Raw genomic sequence first — 24592 nt, forward strand, 5'->3', positions numbered from 1 at the left:
CGGGACCGCCCTACAAGCCTTTCGCCGCCTGCGCCACCGCGCGGAACAACGCGCGGCCCTTGTTCATCGTCTCCTCCCACTCGGCGGCGGGGTCGGAGTCGAACACGATGCCTGCGCCGGCCTGCACGTGCAGGCGGCCGCCGTGGATCACCGCGGTGCGGATCGCGATGGCGGTGTCGGCGTCGCCCCACCAGCCGATCCAGCCGATCGCGCCGCCGTAGATGTTGCGCTTGTGCGGTTCCAGCTCCTGGATGATCTCCAGCGCGCGCACCTTCGGCGCGCCGGAAAGCGTGCCGGCAGGGAAGGTCGCCTTGAGCACGTCCATGTAGCTCAGGCCTTCGCGCACCGTACCCTGCACCTGCGAGACGATGTGCATCACGTGCGAGTAGCGCTCTATCGCGAACGAGTCGCCCACTTCCACGCTGCCGGTCTCGCTGATGCGGCCGAGGTCGTTGCGGCCGAGGTCGATCAGCATCACGTGTTCGGCGCGCTCCTTCGGATCGGCCAGCAACTCCGCTTCCAGCGCGCGGTCCTCTTCCTCCGTGGCGCCGCGCTTGCGCGTGCCGGCGAGCGGGCGCACCACCACCTTGCCGCCCTTCAACCGCGCCAGGATCTCCGGCGAGGAACCCACGATCTGGGTGTCGCCGAGATCGACGAAGTACATGTAGGGCGAGGGATTCATCGCGCGCAGCGCGCGGTACACGTCCACCGGCCGCGCGTTGAAGCGCACGGAAAGGCGCTGTGACGGCACCACCTGGAAGATGTCGCCGGCGCGGATGTATTCCTTCGCGCGCTCGACCATCGCCTCGAACTCGTCCCTGGTGAACGAGGACTTGAAGTCGCTCTCGTCCAGCGCGACCGACTGGGTCAGCTGCGGATACGAGGCGCCGCCCTGGCGCAGCCGATGGACCAGCGCATCGAGCCGTCGCTGCGCCTGCGCGTAGGCGTGCGGCTGCGACGGATCGGCGTGCACGATCAGGTACAGCCGGCCCTTGAGGTTGTCGAATACCGCCACCTCCTCGGCCAGCATCAGCAGCACGTCGGGCGTGCCCAGCTCGTCGAGGCGGTCCCACTGCGCCAGCCGCGGCTCGATGTAGCCGATCGTCTCGAAACCGAAGTAGCCGACCAGGCCGCCGGTGAATGCGGGCAGTTGCGGCAACTGCGGCACGTCGTACTGCGCGCGCAGCTTCTCGATCTCCGCCAGCGGATCGTCGAGATGGCGGCGCTCGGTGATCTCGCCGGAATCCTCCACTTCCAGCTCATGCCCGCGCAGGCGGAACACCCGCTTCGCCGGCAGGCCGATGATCGAATAACGCCCCCAGGTGGCGCCGCCCTCGACCGACTCGAACAGGAAGGTATACGGACCGTCGGCGAGCTTCAGGTACACCGACAGCGGCGTGTCGAGGTCGGAGAACACCTCGCGCACCAGCGGGATGCGCGTGTGACCGCGGGCGGCCAGCGCGTCGAATTCGTTTCGGCTGATGGGGTCGGGAGAGCTCACGGGTCGCGGTTCCGGGTGGTCACGAAGGGGAAACGAACATTGTAGGCCAAGCGCAGGCGCCGCCGCGGCGCGCTTGATACGCTGGTGGCGGCGGTCTACTCTCGACGGTCGGGCTACAGGGGACCGTGCGTGGATCAGTATTGCGTCGTAGTGTGCGGCTTGCGGGCCGGTGCGTCGGACGAGGCGTCGACGTGGGCGCCGGTGGCGGCCGCGCTGAGGATGGAGCACGACGAATTTTCCCGGCGCGTGGTCGCCGCGCTGCCGCGGATCGTGCGCCAGCAACTGGACCGCTCCAGCGCCGAGCGCATCGCGCAGTTGCTGCAGGGCCTGCACGTCGATGCCCACGCGCTCCCCGGCGACGAAGAACTGGCGTACATCGACCGCGACGGCAGCAGCCGCGGGCCGTTGCCGCGGTCGGCGCTGGACGCGTTCATCGCGCCGGGCGAGTCGTATCGGCTGCACGGCAGCCTGGCATGGCAGATCTGGCCGGAGCCGCTGGAGTACGAGTCCTCGCCCCCGCCGGCACAGGCATTCGACGAGGTGATGGCCGCGCCCGTCGACGAAGCCTTCGCCGCGGCGCCCATCGAGCCGCTCGACGATGAACCGCCTGCGCCCGCGGCCGTGAGCGCGTCGCCCGGCCTGCCGCCGCCATTGCCCACCGCGTCGTCGCCCGCGGCCGTCGAGCCGCCGGTGCCTGGCGACGAGATGGCGACAGACGATGCCCTGATCAATCCGTCGTCGGACGAGCCCGTCGGCGAAGCCGACGTCGCCGCCCCGCCAGCCGAGACCACAAGCCACCCGCCACGACGCTCGCGGCTGGGTCGCATGTTGCTGCTGCTGGCACTCGTCGGCGTGGCCGCGTGGGCTTATCTGAATTGGGGCGCCGATACGCACGTCGACGATTCCCCGCCGGCGGCAGCGGTCGGCCATGCGCAGCCGGCGAACAGCACCACCGCGGCAGCGGCAGCGGCAGCGGCGACTTCGGCCGCGGCAGCGCCCGCCATGGCCGCGTCCACCCCGACGGCAAGCGCCAGTTCGACGCCCGCGGCGGCGACGTCGGTCCCGGCCTCCGGCGGCACGGCGGCCTTGCCTGCGGCGGCCGCGACCACGGCGGCACCGGCAGCGGCATCCAGCGCGGCGCCCGCTGCATCGGCCAGCGCCGTGCCGGCGCATGCGGCCAGCGCGATGGCCACGCCCACCACGCCCGCGGCGGCGGGCTCGTCAGCGCGGGGCTGAAGCTCAGGCGGTTTCGGTCACCGGCTCCACTGCCGGCGCGGCATCCGCCGCCATGTCTGCCGACGCCTCCGCACCACCGGCGAGCGCGAGCAAGGCCTGGTTCTCGCGCATCACCTCGCGCAAGGCCAGCAGCGCACGCACGTTGCGTTCCAGCTCGGCGATCGAGATCGGGAAGAAACCGTCGTCGCGGTCGCTGACCACCCAGCTGCGCGCACGCGCCAGGTCGACCGGGATCTGCGCGGCATGCAACGCCTCGACCACATCCGCGGGACGCAACTCGGCCAGCTCGCACACCAGTCGCCACAGCCAGTTCATGCGTTGCGGATCGGTGGCACGCAACAGCGGCGGGCGGCGATAGGGTTGCCGGCTGAGATTGGGGACATCCATGGCGACATTTCCGCGGGAAGCCGAGATGTCCGGATAGCGGCACACGGCGGCGAAGCTTTAACCGCCCAGCCGCTGCCGCGGCATGCCGCGCAGGGTGAGGGTGAACGCCACGCCGCTGCCGTCGTCGAGATTGCGCGCGCTGACGCTGCCGCCATGGCGCTCGGCGACCAGGCGCACCACGTACAAGCCCAGGCCCAGGTGCGGCGCCTCGCCGGGCACCGCCTTGTCGCGCAGGCTGACCAGCGAATCGAACAAGCGGCCCTGCATCGCCGCGGGCAGCGGCGGGCCCTGGTTGGCCAGCTCGATCTCGGCGCCACCGTCGAGCGCACGCAGGCTCAGCCGCAGCCAGCCCTGCGCGGGGGTGAACGAGAGGGCGTTGTCGAACAGCTTGTCCAGCGCCTGCGCGATCAGTTCCGGCGCGCCGTGCAGCGGCAGCGGCGCATCCGGCAGGCGGCAATCGAGCCGGCGCGTGCCGACCAGCGGGCGGTAGCCGTCGGCGCAGCCGCGCACCACGTCGCACAGGTCGACATCCTCGGGCTCGGCCGCTTCGATCGAGCGCTCCATCCGGCTCGACTCGCTCATCGCCCGCACCAATGCGCCCAGCCGCGCCACCCCGTCGCGGGCGCGTTCCAGGTAGGGCTTGGCCGGCTCCGGCAGCGCGGCGTGCTGCTGCAGCGCGTGTTCCAGGTTGTCCAGCGAGGACTTCACGATCGCCAGCGGCGTGTTCAACTCGTGCGACAGCTTCGAGGCGAGCGTGCGCAGGTAATCGGTGTAGCTGCCCACGGCCACGAACAGCTTCTCGAAGCTGCGGGCGAGATCGCCGATCTCGTCCGGTGCGTCGATCATCGGGAAGCGGTCCGGATTCAATTGGCCGTCCAGACGTCCATCGTTGCGCTGCGCCCGCTCGACGGCATTGCGCAGCCGCGCCAGGCGCAGGCTGAGCCGGGTGGCGAACGCCAGCAGGATGCCGCCGGCCAGCAGCAGCACGACGAAGCTGGTCAGCAGCACGCCGAAGAGCGCGCGGTTGGCCAGCAGCGGCACGGTGCGACTGGACTGCTCCAGCAGCAGCACGCCCTCGACCTGGCCGGCCCGCTCGATCGGCACCGCCGCGGCGAGCACCACGCTGCCGCGCTCCTCGCCGTGGCGCCAGCGGCTGACCGCATGGCCGGCGCGCGCCTGCTCCACTTCGCGGGTATCCAGCCGCGGCACGTCCTGTGCCCACAGGTTGGCGTCGTCCAGGCGAGTGGCCAGCAGCGAGCGATAGACCAGCGAGGCAAACCAGCCCGGGTCACGCTCGGCCGCGCTGCTGCCATGCAGGCGGCCGCTGCGCGCGAGCAGCCAGCCGGCCGGTGACAGCACGCGCGCCTGCACACCTGTCGGCACCAGCTGCGCCAGCTCGCCGGACAGCACCGCCGAGTAGCGGCGCAATGGGCGCGACTCGACGGCCTGCCGATCGCCGCCGCTGCTGGCGTCATAGGCGCCGATACCCAGGCGGCTCGGCGCCGGTTGCCTCGGCAGGCGCAGCTCGACCTGGTAGCCGCTGCCGTCCTCCTGCCAGCTCGCGCCGAGCTGATCGGGCAGGCCGGGCACCGGCGGGTCCAGCGGCAATGCCTGCAGCGGCCCCGGTGCCGCGCTGGCCAGCAGGTAGCGCCGCTGGCCGGCGGCGTTGCCGAGGGCGAGAATCAGATGGTCGGCCAGCAGCGCGTTCGCGTCTTCGGCATCGGCGCGGGTGCGGTGGGTGTCGGCCATCTGCGCATGCAGGTAAAAGCCGTCCGCATCCTCGGCCAGCAACAGCTGTCCGCGTCGCGCGAACGGCTGGCTCCATGGCGTCAGCGGTGCCCAGTCGTCGCCGTAGCCGTCGACGGTGATCGGCGTGGGCGCCTCCTGCACGTACCAGCTCGGGCCGTCGGCCGGCGGCAACGCACGGGTCACCACCAGGCTGCGCGCCACCACCTGCGCCGAGGCCACCAGGGCCTGGGCCTGGCCGTCGCGCAGCAGCGACTCCATCTGGCGCACGTCGAACCAGCCGGCCACCGGCAGCGCCAGCGTGCACAGCGCCACCAGCAGCAGCTTGCGACGCAGGCTCATGCCGCTCCGGTCCGTCGCTCAGCGGGCATCGGCCGGTGCCGTGGCACGCTGGTAGCGCGAGGCCATCACCACCCGCATGAAGTCATCCAGTAGCGCGCGCCGCGTGGGGTCGCCGTCATCGAAGGCCATCGACCAGCTGTAGCGGATGCCGCTGGCCTGGCCCGGGTCGCAGAACACCAGCACGTCGTCCACGTGGTCGCTGCCTTCGTAGACGCTGGCCTCGCAGGACATGTGCGGATGGCGCACGGCGAAGCTGGCGGCCTTGCCGGCGGGGTCGAGCTGGAGGTAGCGCTTCCGGTCGGCCTGCACCTCGGCGGCCAGGCTGCTCAGCACGCGCGGCCACACGTTCAGCACCATCACCCGCTGCGGCTTGCCGCTCCACTCGCCCTGGTACAGCACCGCGTTGACGCCGATCGCCTGGGCGTAGGTGCAACAGTCGCGCGTCCAGCCCGGCGGCGATGCCACCGCGATCGTCCAGGCCGGCGCGTTGCCGTCGCGGGCGCCGCGGGCCAGCACGTCGTCGTCGGTACCGGTCGCCCAGGTCAGCGCCGCGCAGAACAACAGCGCCAGCGCCACGCACAGACGCGCGCTCACGGTTTCCACCGGTAGCCCACGCCATGCACCGTCTCGATCGCGTCGAACTCGGGCGCCACCGCCACGAACTTCTTGCGGATGCGCTTGATGTGCGAGGTGATGGTGGCGTCGTCCACCACCAGCTCCGCCTCGCGCATCAGCTGGTCGCGGTTCTTCACGTGGCCGGGGAAGCGCACCAGCGTGTGCACCATCCAGAACTCGGTGACGGTGAGCGGGATTTCCGCGCCGTTCCAGGTGATGCGCATGCGCTCGGACTCCAGCTTCAGCGGGCCGTGCTCGAGCACCGTCTCGCTGGAGGCGGGCGCCTTCAGCGACTCGATCCGGCGGAACAGCGCGGCAATGCGCGCGGCCAGCTGGTGCAGGCTGGTGTCCTTGCTGAGGTAGTCGTCCGCGCCCAGCCGCAAGCCGGAGATCACGTCGAAATCCGAATCGCGCGCGGTGAGGAAGATCAGCGGCAGCGTCGACGATTTCGCGCGCAGTTCGCGGCACAGGTCGAAGCCGCCCTCCGGTTCGTCGCCCAGGCCGATGTCGATGATGACCAGCTCGGGCAACTTCATCGCGAACGCGCTGGACGCTTCCTGGCGCGAACCGTAGCCGCGCGCGTCGTAGCCGAAACGGTTCAGCGCCTCGACGTAGTTGGCGCGGATCAGCGGTTCGTCCTCGACGATGGCAATGCTGCGGCCCATGGCGCACTCCTTGGATGATGGCTGCAGCGTGCTATGCGCGCCGCGCGGGCGCAAGCGGTCGCAGCACGCTGCCAGCGATTTGCCACAAGCCGGCGGCAAATCGCCCGGCAGCGGCCGGCGCACGCGCCGCGACGGAGGCTTTGATGTGATCCACGCACTCCATCACGAGGTCACTCATGGACACCCGCCGCAACGAACACGACCCCCGCGCCGAACTGCACGGCTTCGAGCCGCTGCGCACCGGCCTGGCGCTGGGCGCCCTGCTGCTGGGCCTGTTGGTCGGCTTCTTCTGAAGGAGGCGCGCCATGTCCCGTCATCTGTCCAGACTCGATCCGTTTGCCGTGGTGGAAGTCGTCCGCGCACCCGGCGCGAAAGGAATCGCGCCGGGTGCGGCCCGGGACGACACCGATCCCGACTGGCAACCGCTGTAACCGTGGTCCTCCCCCTGGTGGTTGCTTGCCCCTCGCTTGCGAGGGGCTTTTTTTCGTGCGCGTGCTGCCCGCCCTTTGCCACGACTGGCCCGAACGCCGCCGCCGGCGCGGCTCCCGCGCGACCTTCACGCGTGCGGCAATGCCATCGTGGCTCGGGCCACAGGAGGACACCGACATGCATGCAGTAATACGGCTTTCGCGCACATGGCGTCACTGGTTGATGGTCGGCAGTCTGATGCTGGCCGCCGGACTGGGCCTCGATGCGGTGTGGCTGCACGCCCGGGTCGCGCTGGCGCAATGGCTGAACATGCGCGCGCAGGCTCGATCCAGCCGGCTGCGGCCGCGATCCGCACAGCGAACCTGAACGACACAGTTGGCAAATTGAGCCTCGCCGCGGGAACCAATCGGCAGGTACCGGGTCGGACCTGATGATTGGCGTGCGTTCCTCTTTGCCGTGGAACCTGCCGGTGCGAGGTTTGCGAGCTCCCTGGCGGACTTTCGCGCCGGCACGCGCCAATCCATGGTGTTTTCCCCCTTGCGTCCCCGACGACGTTTATCCCGGTGCCTCCCTCCTGGCGCCGGGATTTTTTCTTTGTGCCGTCTGGCCAGGCGATCGCCTTGCGCATGGCGGCGGATATCCTCAACCGATCGCCTTGCGCATGGCGGCGGGCATCCTCACCCGATCGCCTTGCGCATGGCGGCGATCTCGGCCGCGTAATCCTTCGCGTGGAAGATCGCCGAGCCGGCCACGAAGGTGTCGGCGCCGGCGGCGGCGATCGCGCCGATGTTGTCGGCGGTGACGCCGCCGTCGACTTCCAGCCGGATCGCACGGCCGCTGGCTTCGATCCGCTCACGCGCCTGGCGCAGCTTCTCCAGCGTGCCAGGGATGAACTTCTGCCCGCCGAAACCGGGGTTCACCGACATGATGAGGATCATGTCGAGCTTGTCCATCACGTAGTCGAGATGGTCCAGCGGCGTGGCCGGGTTGAACACCAGCCCGGCCTGGCAGCCGGATTCCCGGATCAGCCCCAGCGTGCGGTCGACATGCTCGCTCGCTTCCGGATGGAAGCTGATCAGGCTGGCGCCGGCCTTGGCGAAATCCGGCACGATGCGATCGACCGGCTTGACCATCAGGTGCACGTCGATCGGCGCCGTGATGCCGTACTTGCGCAACGAGGCGAGCACCATCGGCCCGATCGTGAGGTTCGGCACGTAGTGGTTGTCCATCACGTCGAAATGCACCCAGTCCGCCCCCGCGGCGAGCGCCGCGGCGGTGTCCTCGCCCAGCCGGGCGAAATCGGCGGCGAGGATGGACGGGGCGATGATGGCGCTTTGCTTGCTCATAAGCCGGGAATCGGGAATCGGGAATCGGGAATCGGGAATCGGGAATCAGGAAGATTATGAAGCCTGACGCGGCAAATGCCACCGCAAAGCCGCTTCTGCCATTCCCCATTCCCTATTCCCCATTCCCGGCCCCATCATTTGAATCCCCGTGCTTCCTTGATGCGGTCGTAGGCGGCGTTGATCTCGCTGGCGCGCGACTCGGCGCGCTTGCGCATGTCTTCGGGCAGGTCGCCGAGGCGGTCGGGGTGGTGCTCGGAGATCAGCTTGCGGTAGGCGCGCTTGATGGCGCGCTCGTCGGCGTTGCGGTCGATGCCCAGCACGGCATAGGGATCGGGCCCTTGCGGCGTGCGTTGCGGCGGCACGTAGCCGCCGCCATTGCCGTACTGCTGGCGGCCGCCGCGCGGGCCGCCCGCGCCCTGGTTCCAGGCGTAGCCCTTCATCGCCATCAGCGCCATCAGCTCCATGTCGCTGACGCGCAGCGCGAAGGCGAGCTGGCGCAGGATCGACATCTTCTCCGGCCCCGGGTTGCCCTCGGACAGTACCGTCTCGATCACCACGTCCAGCACCGGGAACGCGTGGTCGCGGCGCAGGCCGACCCAGCTGCGCAGCTCGGCGATGGTGCGGGTGACGTCGAACTCAGGCTGCTTGCCCGCATTGAAGCTGGCCACGGCCTGCGCGCGCTGCTCGGCGGTCAGGCCCATGCGCGTCATCAGCCGCTCGGCCACCGCGATCTCGGCCTCGGAGACGCGACCGTCGGACTTGGCCACCGCGCCAAGCAGGGTGAACAGCGGGCCGACGAAACCGCCGGCCTCGGGCGTGGCCTGGCGGCGCTGGCTGTGGCGCAGGTTGTCGAAGATGAAACCGAGCACCGCGCCCACCACCGCGCCCGGCATGTGGCCGACCAGCAGGCCGAAGATGCCGAACCAGATCGTGTAGGTGAAACTCATGGCTGCACCTGCGCCGGCGCGGCTGCCTGCGCGCTGTACCAGCGTGCCAGCGCATCGAGCTCGGCGGCGTTCAGCGGGCCGATCGCCGCGCGCATCACCGGCACGTCGCGGCGGCCGTCGCGGTACTGCTTGAGCGCATCGCGCAGATAATCCAGCCGCTGCCCGGCCAGGTTCGGCACGCCGGGCACGTGCGCCTGCCCGGTCTCGCCGTGGCAGGCCGCGCAGAGGCCGAGCCGGCCGGGCCGGGAGGCAGATTGGGCAAGGCTGGGCGAGGCGGCCAGGCAAAGCGCCGCGATCAGGAATATTCGCATCGGCAACACATGGGGCCAAAGGATGCCAATTCTAGCAGTGCGCCCGATCGGCCCGGCGGCACGCTCCCGGCGCCGTGCCGGCAGTCGCTACAATAGACATTTGCCGCCTCGTGGAACCCGCCGTGCCCACCACCCTGCCCCAATCGAACCTGCCTGGCCTCGAGCTGATCCATCGCGGCAAGGTGCGCGATGTCTACGCGCTGGATGATCAGCGGCTGCTGATGGTGGCCACCGACCGGTTGTCGGCGTTCGACGTGGTGATGCCCAACCCGATCCCGGGCAAGGGCGAGATGCTCACCCAGATCTCCAACTTCTGGTTCGGCAAGACCGCGCACCTGGTACCGAACCACCTGCTCGACGTGCCGCTGGCCGAGGTGCTGCCGCCCGGCACCGACCTCAAGCTGTACGAGAAGCGCGCGGTGGTGGTGCGGCGGCTGAAACCGGTGCCGGTGGAATGCATCGCCCGCGGCTACCTGATCGGCTCGGGCTGGAAGGATTACCAGGCCAGCGGTGCGCTGTGCGGCATCGCGCTGCCGACCGGCCTGAAGCAGGCGCAGCAGTTGCCCGAACCGATCTTCACGCCCTCGACCAAGGCGGCGGTGGGCGACCACGACCAGAACGTCAGCTTTGACGCCGTGGTGGACGCGGTCGGCGCCGACCTCGCCGGGCAGGTGCGCGACGCCACGCTGGCGATCTACCGCTGGGCCGCCGCCTATGCGGCCGAGCGCGGCATCATCATCGCCGACACCAAGTTCGAGTTCGGCACCGATGCGAGCGGCAAGCTCTACGTGATGGACGAGATGCTCACCCCGGATTCCTCCCGCTTCTGGCCGGCCGACGAATACCGCACCGGCATCAGCCCGCCCAGCTACGACAAGCAGTTCGTGCGCGACTGGCTGGAGACGCAGCACTGGAACAAGACCGCACCCGGCCCGGTGATCCCGGACGAGGTGATCGCACGCACCGCGGCCAAGTATGCCGAGGCGCTGCACAAGCTGGCCGGCATCCGGCTCGACTGAGGTTTCATCGAGGGGGAACGCTCATGCGCACCATGCAGGACTGGCTCGACAGTTACAGCAGCGACCACCAGAACCCGACCAACCAGATGTTCCACTGGTTCTGCGTGCCGCCGATCGTGTGGTCGGTGATCGCGCTGCTGTGGGCGGCCCCGGTGCCGTTCACCGCGCTGCGCCCCGGTTCGTGGGCGGTGCTGGTGATGGTGCTGGCGTTCTACTGGTACTGGAAGCGCTCGCACCGGCTCGCGGCGGGCCTGCTGATCGCGTTCGCCGTGCTGGGCCTGTTCACCAACTTCCTGTACTGGCGGCTGGGCGCGCCGGCGCTGGCGTGGTGGGCGGTCGGCGTGTTCGTGGTGGCCTGGATCGGCCAGTTCATCGGCCACAAGTACGAAGGCCGCAAGCCCAGCTTCCTCACCGATCTGTCCTACCTGCTGGTCGGCCCGGCGTGGCTGATGGCCAAGCTCTATCGCAAACTGGGACTCCGCCAGATCACATGAATACCGCACTTGCCGTGACCAGCACCCTGCTCTGGTGGGTGCTCTACAGCAGCATGGCGGCGCTGGTGTTCGCGCTGATCGGCTGGTCGGTGCTGCGCTGGACCGAGCGCTGCGCGGTGGTGTTCAACCGCGTCTACCTCGCCTGCCTGCTGTGGACGATGCTCGGACTGTTGCTGGTGTTCCTGGTGGCCGTCTGCGAAGGCGCGGTGCATCCACCCTACGGCGGCCTGCTGCACTCGGGCCTGCTGCGCGTCGCGCTGGTGCTGGACATGCTGCTCGGCGCGGTCCTGCTGTGGCGGCTGGTGCCGCGCATCGACGCCCGCCGCATCCGCCCCGGCAGCGCCTGCATGGCGGTGGCCGCGAGCATGGCGATCGGGTTCGGCGTGGCCAGCACGCTGGTGTGATCCTCGACCCATGGCGGAGGCGGCCGGCGCCCCCGCCATGCATCGAGGCTCAGTGCAGGCCGAACAGCGCCGCGCCAAACACCATCGCGAAGATGAAACCGATGATCAGCGCCAGCACGATGCCGATCACCATGTTGACCAGCTCGACCACGCAGGCCTTGCCGAAGCCGATCTGGCTGCCGTCCGCGGCCAGCAACAGGTAGTTCACCACGACGGCACCGACGAGGAAGGTCACGATCAGCGACAGCACGCTGCTGTGCACCACCATGCCGAGGATCAGTGTCACCACGAACACCCCGACATAGGTCAGCACCACGGCACCCAACGCACGCAGGTAGGACGGCATGAAACCGACCACCAGGCGAAAGGACACGGCCAGCACCAGCGCGCCAAGCGCGATGCCCACGACGATCATGATCAAGATGGCGAACAGGCCCATGCCGGCCAAGGCGGCAAACGTAGAAGTACCCATAAAATCCCCTGCATTGCGATGGAAGGAAAACCGCCCGGTGGCATCCCCATGCCTGGCCGGGCGGCGGCTCCAGCCTAACCGATTCCCTGCGCGGCGGCAGCGCCGGAGTCAGCGGAAATCGCGCGAGCGACTGTCCAGCTCGCCCAGCCACGCACTCATGTCGGTGAGCCGCCGGGCGATCAGGTGGGCCACGCCGTCGACGCACTCCCACTGCCCTTCCACCCCGAGCAGGCGCGCCTCCAGATACGCGCGCCGCTGCCGCTCGGCCACCTGGTTCCACACCACCACGTTGATCGCGCCGTGCTCGTCTTCGATGGTGATGAAGGTGACGCCGCTGGCGGTCTGCGGGCGCTGGCGCTGGGTGACCAGGCCGGCGGCGCGCACCGTGCTCTGGTGCGCTTGGCCGCGCAGGCTGCGCGAGTCGGTGAAACGCGCCGCGCGCAGGCGCGGGCGGATCAGTTGCAGCGGATGCGGGCCGAGGCTGAGTCCGGTGCGCGCATAGTCCGACTGCAGGTTTTCCGCCACCGACGGCACCGGCAGCACGACAGCCTCTTCCGCCGGACTGGCGCGCCCGAACAACGGCAGCTGCGATTCGACCCCGGCCACCGCCCACTTCGCGCGATGCCGATGACCCGCCAGGCCACGCAAGGCGCCCGCCTCGGCCAGCAGCTCCTGCTGGCGGCGGTCGATGCCGGTGCGGGCGCACAGATCCGTCACGTCGACGAAGGCACGCGCGGCGCGCGCCGCCGAAATCCGCTCGGCCACGTCTTCGCGAAAACCGCGCACCTGCCGCAGGCCGAGCCGCAGCGCCGGCTGCCCTTCCCGCGCGTCGTCCTCCAGCGTGCAGTCCCAGTCGCTGTGGCGCACGTCGACCGGCCGCACCGCGATGCCGTGGCGCTGCGCGTCCTGCACGATCTGGCTGGGCCCGTAGAAACCCATCGGCTGCGCGTTGAGCAGGGCGCAGGCGAACGCAGCCGGTTCGTGGCATTTCAGCCAGCAGCTGGCGTAGACGATGCCGGCGAAACTGGCCGCGTGGCTCTCGGGAAAACCGTAGCTGCCGAAGCCCTTGATCTGCTCGAACAGTCGCGCGGCGAACTCGGCGGTGTAGCCGCGTTCGAGCATGCCGCGGATGATCCGCTCGCGGTGGTGCTCCATGCCGCCGTGACGTTTCCACGCCGCCATCGCGCGGCGCAGCTGGTCGGCCTCGCCGGCCGTGTAGCCGGCCGCCACGATCGCCAGCTTCATCACCTGCTCCTGGAACAGCGGCACGCCCAGGGTGCGTTCGAACACCGCCTTCAGATCCTCCGAGGGATAGTCCACCGGCTCCTCGCCGCGCCGGCGGCGCAGGTACGGATGCACCATGTCGCCCTGGATCGGGCCGGGCCGCACGATCGCCACCTGGATCACCAGGTCGTAGAAATTTTCCGGGCGATGCCGCGGCAGCATCGCCATCTGCGCGCGACTCTCGATCTGGAACACGCCGACGGTGTCGGCACGCTGGATCATCTCGTACGTTTGCGGGTCTTCGGCCGGCAGCGTCGCCAGGCTGTAATCCTGGCCGCGATGCGCGCGCAGCAGGTCCAGGCAACGGCGCACGCAGCTGAGCATGCCCAGCGCCAGGCAATCGACCTTGAGCAGGCGCATCGTGTCCAGGTCGTCCTTGTCCCACTGGATGATGGTGCGATCGGGCATCGCCGCGTTCTCCACCGGCACCAGTTCGGCCAGCGGCGCGTCGCTGATCACGAAACCGCCCACGTGCTGCGACAGGTGCCGCGGCATGTCGCGCAACTCGGCGGTGAGTTTCAGCACCCGGCGCAGCACCGCGCCCTGTGGATCGAAACCGTGTTCGCGCAGGCGTTCGTCCAGCGATTGCTCACCGCGCCAGCCGAAGATGCCGCTCAGCTGGTCCACCTGGTCCGGCGGCAGGCCCAGCGCCTTGGCCACGTCGCGCACGGCGCTCCTGCCGCGATAGCAGATCACCGTGGCCGCCAGCGCGGCACGCTCGCGACCGTACTTGGCATAGATGTACTGGATCACTTCCTCGCGCCGCTCGTGCTCGAAATCCACGTCGATGTCGGGCGGCTCGTTGCGCTCCTTGCTGATGAAACGCTCCACCAGCAGGTTCATCCGCGCCGGGTCGACCTCGGTGACGCCGAGCGCGAAACACACGGCGGAGTTGGCCGCCGAGCCGCGGCCCTGGCAGAGAATCCCCTTGCTGCGGGCGAAGTGCACGATGTCGTGCACGGTGAGGAAATAGGACTCGTACTTCAGATATTCGATCAGGCCCAGCTCGTGCTCGATCTGCGCCCGGACTTTCTCCGGCACGCCATCCGGCCAGCGCCAGCGCACGCCTTGTTCGGTGAGATGGCGCAGCCAGCTGCTGGCGCTGTGGCCGGCCGGCACCAGTTCGGCGGGGTAGCGGTATTCCAGTTCGTCGAGGCTGAACGCGCAGCGCGCGGCGATGGCGGTGCTTTCGAGCATCAGCGCGGCAGGGTAGATCGCACCCAGCGCCTCGCGCCGGCGCAGGTGGCGTTCGCCGTTGCGGAAGATCAGCGCGCCGGCTTCGGCCAGCGGCACGCGATGGCGGATCGCGGTGAGCGTGTTCTGCAGCGCGAGCCGGCGACGCACGTGCATGTGCACGTCGCCGGCGGCAACCAGCGGCAGGTCGAGGCTGTGCCCGAGCCGCTGCAGCTCGCGCAGGCGTTGCGCGTCGTCCGGCCCGTGATGCAGTTCCACCGCCAGCCACGCCCGCTCGGCGAAGGTGTCGCGCATCCAGCGACCGTGCGCGACATCGGGCTCGCGCCCGGGCAGCCACAGCGCAAAGGTGCCCGGCACGCCATCGGCGAGATCGGCGCGCTGCAGCCGGTACGTACCCTTGGCCGCGGCGCGGCGGCCACGGGTGATCAGCGCGCACAGTGCGGTATAGCCGGCCTTGTTCTCGCACAGCAGCACCAGTTTGGGGCCGTCGTCGAGCTGGAATTCGGCGCCCACGATCAGCTTCATGCCGGTGGCGCGCGAAGCCTCCAGCGCGCGCACGATGCCGGCCAGCGAACACTCGTCGGTGATCGCCAGCGCCTCGTAGCCGCAAGCCTTCGCGCGTTCGAACAATTCACGCGCGCTGGATGCGCCGCGGCCGAACGAGAAGTTCGACAGGCAATGCAGCTCGGCATACGCGTTCATGCGAACCAGCCGTGCAGCATCCAGCCGTCGCGCTCGCCCGGCGCGCAAAATGCCCAGCCGCGCTGGCCTTGCGCGGTTTCCACCACGTAGTAGTCGCGGCACACCTCGCCGCCATCCCACCAGCCGGTTTCCAGCCGCTCGGGGCCGGCCAGGATGTGTGGCGCGGGGCCGCGCAGGGGAATCGGCCGCTCGAACAGCCAGGTCGGTCGCGGCGAGGGTTCCTGCCAGCCGGCATCGTGGGCCGTCACTTTCTGCGCCAGCTCGGGCCGCGGATCGGTGGTGCTGCCCAGCCGATGCACGGCGCGATCGCCCAGCCGCGCGCGCAGGCGTTCGCGCAACTGTTCGATCGGCAACGCATTGGCGGGGCGTTCGTCGAACAGGTCGCGGCCGGCCGGCACGAACGCAGGCAGGTCGCGCGCGATCAGGCGCATGGCCAGCACCGGCTGCGGCAGTTGCACCTGCTCCAGCCGCGCGCGTGCCAGTTCGAACAGCATGCCGGCCTCGCGCTCGGGTGCGAGCAGGCCCACCTTCACCTCGGTGTGTCCCTCGCGATGTTCCAGCTGCAACGTGAAACGCTGCACGCCGCCGTCGCGACCGGCCAGGTAGGCGGACAGGTCGGCCGTCATCCGACGCAGCGGAAACACCAGCGCGCCGATGGCTTCGACTTCATGCGTGAGTTCGATGCGCAGGTCGAAGCGGTCGGGTGGCCGATACGCTTCCAGGCCGGCCGTGGCCGCGCCGGTCAGCCGATCCAGCGCCAGCAGCAACTCCGCACCGAAGCGCCGGCGCAGGCCGTCGCGCGGCAGCGCCAGCAACTGGCCCAGCGTGCGGATGCCCATGCCCGGCAAGGCGTCGGCCGCCGCCGCAGGCAGGCGACTCTGCGACAGCGGGATGCGCTGCAGCGCGTGGCGCAGTTGCTCGTCGGTGAGCACCACTTGGCCGTCGGCGACACCGGTCAGCACGTGTGCCGCATGCGGCGTGGGCGCGGCGCTGATCCGGTGGCGGAAACCCAGCGCGTCGAGATCGGCACGCAGCAGGCTTTCCAGCCGCGGCCACGAGCCGAACAGGTTCAGGCTGCGGCTGACCTCCAGCACGATCGCGTGCGGCAACAGGCTCACCTCGGCGCTGTAGCGATAGGCCACCGCGGCCAGGAACCGATGCCAGTGGTCGACCCGCTCAGGCTGGTACGGCAGCGCCTCGAATTGCGCCAGCAGCGCCTGCGCCGCGCTCAGCCGCTGACCCACGCGCAGGCCGGCGTCGCGCGCGGCCGCGTTCGCCGCCACGATGCTGCGCGCATGTCCGGTGCCGGCCACCAGCACCAGCGGGCCCGCGTCCGGGCGGCGGCGGAGGACACCGTCCAGTGCCAGCTGCGGCAACAAGATGCAAGCCCACAACATGCGCGGCCACCATCAATGCAGCGCCGCGGTGGGCAGCGGCAGCGGTTGCGCCGGCACCGCGCCGCCCCGGCATTTGCGCACCCATACCCGCGCCTGCGGCCGTGCCTCCAGCTCCAGCCGCAACGCCGCCGGCGAGGCATTGGAGAGATGCCGGCGATCACGGAACGCGAAGGCCAGCGCGCGGCCGCCGTCGGCCGCCACCTGCAGGCGCCGCAGCGCGCGATCGTCCGCCTGCCGCGGCCACGCCAGCACCGCCGCGCAGCTGCCCGAGCGCAGGCATTGCTCCGTCGCCCACAGCACGTCGGCCTCGGTCGCGTTGACGATCTCGACCCGACGCATGTCCACGCCGTGCTGGCGCCAACCGGCCACGCAGGGCAGATACGGCGGCGCCACCAGCACCACCGGCCGCGCACCCTGGCTGAGGCGCGCCAGCGTGGGCAGCACCAGTTGCAGTTCGCCCACGCCATCCAGCGGCAGCAGGATTTCCGACAGCGCCGCCGCCGGCCAGCCGCCGCTGGGCAGTACCGCATCCAGCGCGGCCCAGCCGGTCGGCTGCTCGCCGGCCGGCGGCGGCTCGGCCCGGCCGCGCCAGACCCGGCGCGCATCGAGCAGGTTCGACAGTGGCACCACGGCCGCCATCAGCCGCCCCTCAGCAGGCCGGCGAACAGGCCTTCGATGGCGAAATCCTCGGTGGGGTCGGGATCGATCGGCTGGTAACCGGGGCTGTTCGGCAGCAGCCGGATCACCTCGCCCTGCCAGTACAGCCGCTTGATCGTGAAGCGGTCGCCGCCGACGCGCGCCGCCACCACCTGGCCGTGCCGCGCCACCGGCGTGGCGTGCACGCCGACCAGGTCCTGGTCGAGGATGCCCTCGTCGCGCATCGAGTCGCCGACCACCCGCACCAGGTAATCCGGCGTGAGCCGGAACAGCCAGCGCGACACGCGCAGGCTGCGCTCGATCCGCGACTCGGAGAACAGCGGCTCGCCGGCCGCGATGCGGCCGACCAGCGGCAGCTCCAGGGTATCGGCATCCAGCGCGTCGGGCGCATCCACCAGGCGGATGCCGCGCGAGCGGTGCGGCTCGATCGCCAGCCGCCCCTTGGCCTCCAGCGAACGCACGTGTTTGAGCACCGCGCTGACGTGGGGCAGGCCCATCGCCTGGCCGATCTCCTCCAGCGTGGGCGCCTGCCCATCCCGTGCCACGCGGGCGCGGATGAACTCGAGGATGTTGGACTGGCGGCTGGTCAGGTGCAGGCTCATGGTTTCGGCATTTTCACCTCAAAAGGTGAAAATTGAAAGTACCCGGAAATCATCCCCGCCGACCTCAATTGCGCAGCGGCACCCGCGCGCGGTGGTCCGCGTCGGCGTTGCGGCCGAGCACGTCGGCACGTTGCAGGGCCCGCCGCGCATGGCGCTCCTCGCCCAGTTGCCGATAGACCCGGGCCAGCCCGAGGTAGAAACGCGGGTCGCCGTGGTACAGCCGGATGGCGCGCCGGTAGTGCTGCACCGCGCCGGCGTAGTCGCCCCGTTTTTCGTCGTCCATGGCCAGCAGGAACTGGAAGTAAGGGTCCTTCTGCTGCACCTTTTCCAGTCGCTGCTGGAAGCGGGCGCGGCGCGCCTCGTCGCCCTGGCTGCGATACAGCGTGACCAGGTTGAACAGCGCGCCTGCATGCGTCGGGTCCAGCGCCAGCGCCTGCAGATAGTTGCGCTCGGCGCCGCGCAGGTCGCCCAGGCGCAGCTGCAACACGCCGGCATTGGCCCGGCCGCTGGCATAGCGCGGCGCCAGCTGCAGCGTCATCGCCATGTAGGGGGCGGCGACCTTCGGGTCATCGTCGGCCAGCAATTCGGCGGCGCGGTTGTTGTAGTAGAGCGCCAGCAGGCGCTGGTCGGGAATCGGCTCGGGCTGGTGCCGCGCCAGCACCTCGTCGCGGGCCACGTCGACGGTGTAGCGCATGCGGCCGATGGCGACTTGCGCATTGACGTGGTTGAAGCGGTAGACCACGTTGTCCTGCACGCGCCAGGCCACGACGTCGTCGATCTCCTGCGCGCGGGCCTCCAGCCCGGCCTCGCGCGCCAGCGCCATGGTGAGCAGGGTGAAGGTGAGGCAGTTGGCCTGGCGCAGCCGGTACGCCTGCGCCACCGTCAAGGTGGCGTCGGCGGCGTAGGTCATGCCCAGGCCGGAAGGATCGAACAGGAACGCCACCAGGCGCTGCAGCCGCTGCCGCTCCGACCCGCCGCCGCCGGTGACCTGCTGCTGCAGTTGCGCGCGCAAGGCCGGCGGAATCGCCATGACCTGTTCGGGAGGCGGCATCGGCTCCGGCGGCGGCATGGCCGGGGCGGGCGCGGTGGCCACCGACCACGCCAGGATCGCCGCATGCATCCAGGCCACCATGCCGGAACCCTCCACGCACAAGGCGGGAACGTTTGACGCGGCCAGTCTAGACCTTTTCGCACGCACCGAACGGCGCGGTGAATCAGGCCTTGCGCAGCAGCCGGTACGCGGCGGTCTCCAGTGCGCTCACCCCTTCGGCGGCGAAGCCCGGCTGCTCGGCCAGGATGTCGCGGCGCTCCAGCAACTCCACCACCCAGTCGCGGCCGTAACGCTCGCGCACCTCGGCCTCGGACACGGCAAACGGCGGGCCCTGCTTTTCGTGCGGCGGATAGTCGAGCGTGATCAGCAGGCCGCGGCAGCCGGCAGGCAGCTGCGCATGCACTTCGTCCACGTAGCGACGGCGCAGCTCCGGCGGCAGCGCGATCAGCGCGGCGCGGTCGTACACCGCCGAGCAATCGGCGAGGAGGTCGGCATCGAGCCCGAACACGTCGCCGCAGATCAGCTCGATGTTGCCGGCCACGTGGCGACGGCCACAGGCCGAGGCGGACACCTGCGGCGTCAGTTCGTGTTCGGCGAAGAACTGCTCCACTGCCAGCGGCGACAGCTCCACGCCCAGCACGCGATGCCCCTGCGCGGCCAGCCAGACCATGTCCAGCGACTTGCCGGCCAGCGGCACCAGCACGCGGGTGTCCGGCGCCAGTGCCAGCGCCGACCAGTGCGCGAGCAGCAACGGCGTGGGTCGATCCTGATGAAAGCCGGTGCGACCCTCGCGCCAGCGCCGATGCCAGAATTCGGGTTCCATGGCCTGTCTCCGGTGAACATGCCCGCGCACGGTAACAGGGTGTGCGTGACGCTTCAGCCGTGCCGGACCAGCCAGCGCAGATAGCCCAGATACAGCACGGTGGCCACCAGCGGCAGCGCATGCCAGGCGTATGCACCGGCGCCGCCACCGCACACTTGCAGGCACAGCACGATGAGCGCGCTGCACAGGCAGGCACCGGGCAGCACGAAGATCGACAGGTTCAGCACCCGCAACTGGCGCGGGCGCAGCGAACGCCCGCTGGCCATGCCGCCGCCGGAAAATGCCACCAGCATGAACAGCAGATACGCCAGCAGCAGCTGGCCGAACACTCCCAGCAAGGTCCATCCCCACGACATGCCGTTTCCCCCTTGCGCGCCACGCCGGCGAAGTATCGCAGGCCTTCCCCGACAGGTGCTGGCGACTGGAAACCGGCGGCAGCAATCGAGCAACTGAAAGATTGCATATCAGGCGCGGCGCGTGCATCATGCAACCTAAAGGTTGCCATTGAGGATGACCCATGAGTTCGTCGACCGATCGCATCGAACAACACATCCTGCTCCGTGCACCGCTCGAACGGGTGTGGCACGCATTGACCGACGCCCGCGCATTCGGCGCCTGGTTCGGCATGGCGCTGGACGGCCCCTTCGTCGCCGGGCAGCCGATCACCGGCACGATCCAGCCCACCCAGGTCGACGCCGACGTCGCAAAGTTGCAGGCGCCGCATGCCGGCACGCCGTTCACGCTGTACGTCGAGCGCATCGAACCGATGCGCGTGTTCGCCTGGCGCTGGCACCCCTACGCGATCGAGGCGGGGATGGACTACGACAAGGAGCCGACCACCCTGGTCACCTTTGAACTCGAAGCGTTGGCCGAGGGCATCATGCTGCGACTCACCGAGTCCGGCTTCGACCGGTTGCCGGCCGCGCGCCGCGACGCCGCACTGCGCGCCAACGCCGGTGGCTGGGCCATGCAGATGGGCAACATCGAGAAATATGTCGCCGCGCACTGAACGCTCCCGGCGCAAGGCCGCCGCGTTGTCCGCCAGCGCGCCGGTGTTCGCCGCGCTGGGCGATGCCACCCGGCTGCGGCTGGTCGTCGCGCTGTGTGCCGGCGGCGCGCTGTCGATTGCGCAGCTCACCGCGGGTACCACCATCACCCGCCAGGCCGTCACCAAGCATTTGCAGGTGCTTGCCGATGCCGGCCTGGTGCAGGACTTGCGCCAGGGCCGCGAGCGGCTGTGGGAGTTCACGCCGGCGCGGCTGGACGAGGCGCGCCAGGCGCTGGACGCGATCAGCGCGCAGTGGGGCGCGGCGCTGGCGCGGCTGCAGCGTTTTGTCGAATCGTGATGGCGGCGGGCTGCCGGGGTGCCGCGGTGGATGCAACGGCGGCGTGATGCGCCGAAGCCGGGGCGCCTATGGCGCGCGACAGCTCGACGGCAGATAGGTGGCCTTGAGCGTGGTGCGGTTGGTGCCGATGGCCGACATGCCCTCCGGTGCCGGCGACTCGCCGCAGGCCCAGGCGATCGGACTGTGCGGGCTGCCCTTCACCACCAGCGGCCGCAGGCTCAGCACCTGGCCTTGCAGGGCGCTGTTGATGTTCTTGTCGCGGAAACGGATGTTGATCACGCCATCGTCGACGGTCACCGCGCCCACGTAGTGGCCGATGATCGACCCCGCCGACGGCACGCCGCTGGCGCGGTTGTCCGCGGGGAAGTGGCCGAACTGGCGGTAGTAGTCGACGATCTTCGGCTGCACGAACGAGCCCAGCGAGAACGCCTCGGTGGTCTGCGCGCGAATGACGTAGCTCTGGTACGCCGGGATCGCGATCGCCGCGAGGATGCCGATGATGGCCACGACGATCATCAGTTCGATAAGCGTGAATCCGCGTTTGCGTGTCATCCTCAATGCACTCCCACCATGCTGGCGACTGAAAAGATCGGGACGTAAAGCACCGTGACCATGACGCCGACCAGGATGTAGAACAGCACGCGCGAGGCCAGGATCAGGCGGTCGCGCGACGATTCGAGTTGGGCCTGGGCGGTGGTCCAGTGCAGGCGGCGCTGCCATTCCAGTTCCACGCCGAACGTGCCCAGGCGCTCGGCCTGCGCGAGCTTTTCGCCCAGTTCGCCGGCGAGCGGCGTCCCCGCTGGCCAGCCGGCCAGCCGCAGGGCCGGCTCCAGCACCGCCGCATCCGTCACCCCTGCCGCCTTGAGCGCAGCGGCAAACTCCAGGCAGCGCAGCACCTGGTAGGCGGCCGCGCCCTTGCCATCCAGCCAGCCGGCACGGGCGCGCCCCAGCGGTTGCAGCTGCGCCATGCGACGACGCATGCGCAGCCATCGCGTCGCCAGCAGCACCAGCACGATGGCCATCACCAGCAGCGGCGCGAACAGGCGGATGGCGCCGTTCGCGGCGATCCAGTCGGCGGCGCCGTGCACGCCCAGCGTGCGGTCGAGGTGACTGAAGGCCGGCAGCACGTAGGTCGCGTAGATGAGCGCGATCACCAGCGCCAGGCCCAGCAGGAACAGCACGTACGAAAGAAAGGTGCGCACCGGCCGCCACCAGTCCAGCGCGAACAGCCGCGCCTCGGCCAGCGAGTGGATGAACGCGGCTTGCACGCCGGCCGCGCTGCCGCCAAGTTCCTTCGCTGCCGCAGCCAGGCGCGGGCCCAAGCCGGCATCGGCGAAGCGGGCCGGGCCGTCCGCCGCATCGCCGCCACCGAGCAGCGCCACGGCATCCGCGCCCAGCACCTCGCGCAACCGCGCATGCGCCGCCGGCTCGTCCAGGCCGCTGGCGAGCAGATGCGCGTACTGGCGCGTCACGAAATCGCGGGAGTCATCCAGCTTCAAGGCATCCATTCGCAATCACCGGCAAGAGGGCGGGAGGTAGTCCACGGGGAGGGTGGTCCGGTTCGCGGCCGTGGCCTCGACCGTTCCGGACACTGGCGTGGCGTAACCGCACAGGAAGGAAACCGTCGGCTCCTCGGCCGACCCCATCAGCTCGGGGCGGAACGACAGCCGCCCCCGCACACCGCCTGTCGCCACCGCGCCGCTGCGGTTGCCGGCCGGCAGCGACTGGCCCAGCACTACCTGCGCCGTGATGACGCCACCCTCCGCCAGTGAGAGGTTCTCCACGTGCGACCCCGCGCGCGCGTCGCCGAGGATGTTCGGGTCGCCCGCCGAGGGCCATCGACCATGTTCGGCGCGATAGACCCGGGCGTTGACTTGCGGGGCCCACGCCAGCGAGACCGCGTCCAGGGTCTGCGCCATGAGCATCACGCGGCTGCCGAAACCCGTGGCGACCGCCACCACGGCTGCCACGATCGCGCCAGCGGCAATGAGTTCCAGCGCGTCGGGCCCCCGCACTTCACGCGTGCGGCCGATCGCTGTCCGATGCAGTCTTGCTCCCATCGTTCGAGCCTAGCACAGCGTCCTGCGGCGCCGGAACGACTGCCTGGCGGCCCTCCTGCGAAGTGCGCGGTGGAAAGTTGCCGCCGCCACGATCACGCGGGTGGCGGCCCCTCGACGCCATGACGCGGCGATGATCCATCGACGACCGGGCATTCACCCGCCCGGACACTGGCGTAGGACGTCCATCTAACTCTGGAGCACTCCCATGTCCAAGGGCGACAAATCCTCGTACACCGCCAAGCAGAAGCGCGAAGCATCCCACATCGAGGAAAGCGAAAAGAAAAAGGGCAAGTCGGAGAAGACGGCCGAGCGCATCGCCTGGGCCACCGTGAACAAGCGCGATGGTGGCGGCAAGAAGAAGTCGTGAGGGCAGCGGCTACCGACCCCGGTTCCCCACGCATCTGCCGGCAACGCCCGAACCCCGGGCGCACACCGGGGCTGCCCCGCTATATTGCGTGGCAGGCACAACGGGGAACAGTCGATGTCCGATGGCGATGACGAAGACACAGACGGCGGCGAGTTCGGCATGTCCGTCGGCGAGGACGGCGAGGTCACCTTCGTCGGTCGCCCGCCCTGGGGCACCAAGGCCGCCAAGATCCCGGTCAACTCGAAGGCAAGCAAGGGGCCGGTGGAGGACCGCCGCCACATCCTGCACTGGGGCGAGCAACTGCGGCCGATCCTGGCCTCCGTCATGACGGCCATGTTCCAGCTGCACGGCCGCAGCGGGCCGGCGATCGAGAAGGCGCTGCGCGACCCGCTGAAGGGCCGGGTGCAGCGCATCGTCGGCACCGATGCCCACGCGATCGCCGAGCGGGTGGCGAAGGAGATCAACGGTGCCGTGATCAACCTCGTCGCCGATCGCGCCGACATCAACAAGGCCATCGAACACGTTCGCGCCCGCGTGCGAAACCTGACCCGCCGATTGACCGACGACCCCGCGCTCACCGCCAAGGTCGCGAAGGCCATGCGGGAGCCCTTCCCCAACGACGCGATCATGGACGTCTACCTGGACGAGGCGGCGCAGGAACTGCTGGGCGGGACCAGCGACAGCACCGCGATCAAGTCGCAGGTCCAGGACATCGGCTTCCAGATCGTCGGCCTGGTGCAGTCCTGCCGCGCGCCGTGCGATTTCGTGATGATGCTGCACCACGTGGCCGATTCGGTCACCTTCGACCTGTCGCAGAAAGCGGAGCGCGAACAGACTCGCCGCACGCTGGAATGGCTGCGCCGGATGGAAGCCAACATGCGCGAACCCGCCGACATCCGCTACGAAGCACTGCTGACGCTGCTGGACTGAGCGGCGACGCCCTCGCGGCACGGCGGCGAGGGAAACCGGGAAGCGGCCCCGCACTCAGGACGGCGTCAACTGCCGGTTCAGGTGCGACGGCAAGGCGCCGGCATTGTGTCGCCAGTGCGTCGCGCTCCACGTCGTGGTAGTCGGTGCGCCCGGCCGCGTATTGAACAGAACAGAACAACAAGGTCAGGTTCATTCAACCTACGCGGAATAATGAACCTGACCCCTTATTTTATATTTTACATGCCGCTCAGACGCCCATTGGCTG

Annotated in this window: 29 protein-coding genes; 10 read left to right on the forward strand and 19 right to left on the reverse strand. The window is 69.8% G+C overall.

The genetic code is table 11. The features are described 5' to 3' along the window. Positions 1-10: 10 nt before the first annotated feature. Complete coding sequence (gene trpE / locus ACVCL9_RS11240) at positions 11-1501, reverse strand: anthranilate synthase component I (RefSeq protein WP_447098057.1); 1491 nt, start codon at positions 1499-1501, stop codon at positions 11-13. A gap of 219 nt (positions 1502-1720) precedes the next feature. Between trpE and ACVCL9_RS11245 the strand changes: the two genes are divergently transcribed. After that, positions 1721-2737 (forward strand): hypothetical protein, encoded by a 1017-nt coding sequence (locus ACVCL9_RS11245; RefSeq protein WP_447098056.1) that lies wholly within the window; start codon positions 1721-1723, stop codon positions 2735-2737. 3 nt (positions 2738-2740) lie between these two features. Here the strand turns inward: ACVCL9_RS11245 and ACVCL9_RS11250 are convergent, their stop codons facing one another. The 4 genes from ACVCL9_RS11250 to pdsR are packed head-to-tail and all read right to left on the reverse strand — an operon-like array spanning position 2741 to position 6492. Continuing rightward, positions 2741-3124: a hypothetical protein gene (locus ACVCL9_RS11250; protein WP_447098055.1), complete on the reverse strand. Its 384-nt coding sequence runs from the start codon at positions 3122-3124 to the stop codon at positions 2741-2743. A gap of 57 nt (positions 3125-3181) precedes the next feature. Continuing rightward, a complete protein-coding gene (locus tag ACVCL9_RS11255; RefSeq protein WP_447098054.1) occupies positions 3182-5212 on the reverse strand; it encodes an ATP-binding protein in 2031 nt (676 codons plus the stop codon). A gap of 18 nt (positions 5213-5230) precedes the next feature. Further along, entirely contained in the window at positions 5231-5815 is a 585-nt protein-coding gene (locus ACVCL9_RS11260) for a hypothetical protein (RefSeq protein ID WP_447098053.1), read from the reverse strand. Then, on the reverse strand, positions 5803-6492 hold the full coding sequence (pdsR, locus tag ACVCL9_RS11265) for a proteobacterial dedicated sortase system response regulator (RefSeq protein ID WP_447098052.1): 690 nt from the start codon (positions 6490-6492) through the stop codon (positions 5803-5805). The genes ACVCL9_RS11260 and pdsR overlap by 13 nt, the downstream gene beginning before the upstream one ends. Positions 6493-6797: 305 nt before the next feature. On the opposite strand from pdsR, the gene ACVCL9_RS11270 reads away from it, so the two are divergent. Further along, entirely contained in the window at positions 6798-6923 is a 126-nt protein-coding gene (locus tag ACVCL9_RS11270; protein ID WP_447098051.1) for a hypothetical protein, read from the forward strand. 55 nt (positions 6924-6978) lie between these two features. Next, a complete protein-coding gene (locus ACVCL9_RS11275) occupies positions 6979-7287 on the forward strand; it encodes a hypothetical protein (protein WP_447098050.1) in 309 nt (102 codons plus the stop codon). Positions 7288-7598: 311 nt separating this feature from the next. Here the strand turns inward: ACVCL9_RS11275 and rpe are convergent, their stop codons facing one another. From rpe to ACVCL9_RS11290, 3 genes are all read right to left on the reverse strand, one after another. After that, a complete protein-coding gene (rpe, locus tag ACVCL9_RS11280) occupies positions 7599-8267 on the reverse strand; it encodes a ribulose-phosphate 3-epimerase (protein ID WP_447098049.1) in 669 nt (222 codons plus the stop codon). 134 nt (positions 8268-8401) lie between these two features. Then, a complete protein-coding gene (djlA, locus tag ACVCL9_RS11285; protein ID WP_395120200.1) occupies positions 8402-9214 on the reverse strand; it encodes a co-chaperone DjlA in 813 nt (270 codons plus the stop codon). After that, the gene (locus tag ACVCL9_RS11290) at positions 9211-9525 is read right to left on the reverse strand and encodes a c-type cytochrome (RefSeq protein WP_447098048.1); all 315 of its coding nucleotides are present in this window, start codon (positions 9523-9525) and stop codon (positions 9211-9213) included. Before ACVCL9_RS11290 ends, djlA begins: the two co-directional genes overlap by 4 nt. A 122-nt stretch (positions 9526-9647) precedes the next feature. Between ACVCL9_RS11290 and ACVCL9_RS11295 the strand changes: the two genes are divergently transcribed. Genes ACVCL9_RS11295 through ACVCL9_RS11305 form a run of 3 tightly spaced genes read left to right on the forward strand, consistent with a single transcriptional unit; the run spans position 9648 to position 11442 of the window. After that, on the forward strand, positions 9648-10544 hold the full coding sequence (locus ACVCL9_RS11295; RefSeq protein ID WP_395120202.1) for a phosphoribosylaminoimidazolesuccinocarboxamide synthase: 897 nt from the start codon (positions 9648-9650) through the stop codon (positions 10542-10544). A gap of 23 nt (positions 10545-10567) precedes the next feature. Beyond that, a complete protein-coding gene (locus ACVCL9_RS11300; protein WP_395120203.1) occupies positions 10568-11038 on the forward strand; it encodes an Mpo1 family 2-hydroxy fatty acid dioxygenase in 471 nt (156 codons plus the stop codon). Next, a complete protein-coding gene (locus ACVCL9_RS11305; RefSeq protein ID WP_447098047.1) occupies positions 11035-11442 on the forward strand; it encodes a hypothetical protein in 408 nt (135 codons plus the stop codon). Before ACVCL9_RS11300 ends, ACVCL9_RS11305 begins: the two co-directional genes overlap by 4 nt. A gap of 49 nt (positions 11443-11491) precedes the next feature. On the opposite strand, the gene ACVCL9_RS11310 is transcribed toward ACVCL9_RS11305, so the two are convergent. The 8 genes from ACVCL9_RS11310 to ACVCL9_RS11345 all read right to left on the reverse strand — a co-directional run bounded on the left by ACVCL9_RS11310 (position 11492) and on the right by ACVCL9_RS11345 (position 19980). After that, complete coding sequence (locus ACVCL9_RS11310) at positions 11492-11914, reverse strand: hypothetical protein (RefSeq protein WP_447098046.1); 423 nt, start codon at positions 11912-11914, stop codon at positions 11492-11494. Positions 11915-12022: 108 nt separating this feature from the next. Beyond that, positions 12023-15094: an error-prone DNA polymerase gene (locus ACVCL9_RS11315; RefSeq protein ID WP_447098045.1), complete on the reverse strand. Its 3072-nt coding sequence runs from the start codon at positions 15092-15094 to the stop codon at positions 12023-12025. Continuing rightward, positions 15091-16491: a Y-family DNA polymerase gene (locus ACVCL9_RS11320; protein ID WP_447098044.1), complete on the reverse strand. Its 1401-nt coding sequence runs from the start codon at positions 16489-16491 to the stop codon at positions 15091-15093. Before ACVCL9_RS11320 ends, ACVCL9_RS11315 begins: the two co-directional genes overlap by 4 nt. Positions 16492-16503: 12 nt before the next feature. Then, positions 16504-17130: a translesion DNA synthesis-associated protein ImuA gene (gene imuA / locus ACVCL9_RS11325; RefSeq protein WP_447098043.1), complete on the reverse strand. Its 627-nt coding sequence runs from the start codon at positions 17128-17130 to the stop codon at positions 16504-16506. After that, positions 17130-17750 carry a transcriptional repressor LexA gene (gene lexA / locus ACVCL9_RS11330; RefSeq protein WP_395120209.1) on the reverse strand — a complete coding sequence of 207 codons (621 nt, stop codon included), beginning with the start codon at positions 17748-17750 and terminating at the stop codon, positions 17130-17132. Before lexA ends, imuA begins: the two co-directional genes overlap by 1 nt. A gap of 64 nt (positions 17751-17814) precedes the next feature. Further along, a complete protein-coding gene (locus ACVCL9_RS11335; RefSeq protein WP_447098042.1) occupies positions 17815-18882 on the reverse strand; it encodes a tetratricopeptide repeat protein in 1068 nt (355 codons plus the stop codon). 82 nt (positions 18883-18964) lie between these two features. Continuing rightward, positions 18965-19624: a thiopurine S-methyltransferase gene (locus ACVCL9_RS11340; protein ID WP_447098041.1), complete on the reverse strand. Its 660-nt coding sequence runs from the start codon at positions 19622-19624 to the stop codon at positions 18965-18967. 53 nt (positions 19625-19677) lie between these two features. Continuing rightward, the gene (locus tag ACVCL9_RS11345; RefSeq protein ID WP_447098040.1) at positions 19678-19980 is read right to left on the reverse strand and encodes a hypothetical protein; all 303 of its coding nucleotides are present in this window, start codon (positions 19978-19980) and stop codon (positions 19678-19680) included. A gap of 161 nt (positions 19981-20141) precedes the next feature. Here ACVCL9_RS11345 and ACVCL9_RS11350 point away from each other — a divergent pair, with 161 nt between their 5' ends. Together ACVCL9_RS11350 and ACVCL9_RS11355 are read left to right on the forward strand one after the other, a co-directional pair. Then, positions 20142-20633 carry an SRPBCC family protein gene (locus ACVCL9_RS11350; protein WP_447098039.1) on the forward strand — a complete coding sequence of 164 codons (492 nt, stop codon included), beginning with the start codon at positions 20142-20144 and terminating at the stop codon, positions 20631-20633. After that, the gene (locus ACVCL9_RS11355) at positions 20617-20970 is read left to right on the forward strand and encodes an ArsR/SmtB family transcription factor (RefSeq protein WP_395120214.1); all 354 of its coding nucleotides are present in this window, start codon (positions 20617-20619) and stop codon (positions 20968-20970) included. The genes ACVCL9_RS11350 and ACVCL9_RS11355 overlap by 17 nt, the downstream gene beginning before the upstream one ends. Before the next feature lie 66 nt (positions 20971-21036). Here the strand turns inward: ACVCL9_RS11355 and ACVCL9_RS11360 are convergent, their stop codons facing one another. Genes ACVCL9_RS11360 through ACVCL9_RS11370 form a run of 3 tightly spaced genes read right to left on the reverse strand, consistent with a single transcriptional unit; the run spans position 21037 to position 23030 of the window. Continuing rightward, the gene (locus ACVCL9_RS11360; protein ID WP_447098038.1) at positions 21037-21522 is read right to left on the reverse strand and encodes a pilin; all 486 of its coding nucleotides are present in this window, start codon (positions 21520-21522) and stop codon (positions 21037-21039) included. A 2-nt stretch (positions 21523-21524) separates the two neighbouring features. Next, positions 21525-22478, reverse strand: coding sequence for a hypothetical protein (locus ACVCL9_RS11365; protein ID WP_447098037.1), 954 nt, complete (start codon positions 22476-22478; stop codon positions 21525-21527). A 6-nt stretch (positions 22479-22484) separates the two neighbouring features. Beyond that, on the reverse strand, positions 22485-23030 hold the full coding sequence (locus tag ACVCL9_RS11370; RefSeq protein WP_395120217.1) for a hypothetical protein: 546 nt from the start codon (positions 23028-23030) through the stop codon (positions 22485-22487). 205 nt (positions 23031-23235) lie between these two features. On the opposite strand from ACVCL9_RS11370, the gene ACVCL9_RS11375 reads away from it, so the two are divergent. Together ACVCL9_RS11375 and ACVCL9_RS11380 are read left to right on the forward strand one after the other, a co-directional pair. Continuing rightward, the gene (locus tag ACVCL9_RS11375; RefSeq protein ID WP_447098036.1) at positions 23236-23397 is read left to right on the forward strand and encodes a hypothetical protein; all 162 of its coding nucleotides are present in this window, start codon (positions 23236-23238) and stop codon (positions 23395-23397) included. A gap of 114 nt (positions 23398-23511) precedes the next feature. After that, the gene (locus tag ACVCL9_RS11380; RefSeq protein ID WP_447098035.1) at positions 23512-24327 is read left to right on the forward strand and encodes a hypothetical protein; all 816 of its coding nucleotides are present in this window, start codon (positions 23512-23514) and stop codon (positions 24325-24327) included. The last annotated feature ends 265 nt before the right edge of the window (positions 24328-24592 follow it).

This window comes from Rhodanobacter sp. UC4438_H5 (genome assembly GCF_052978405.1).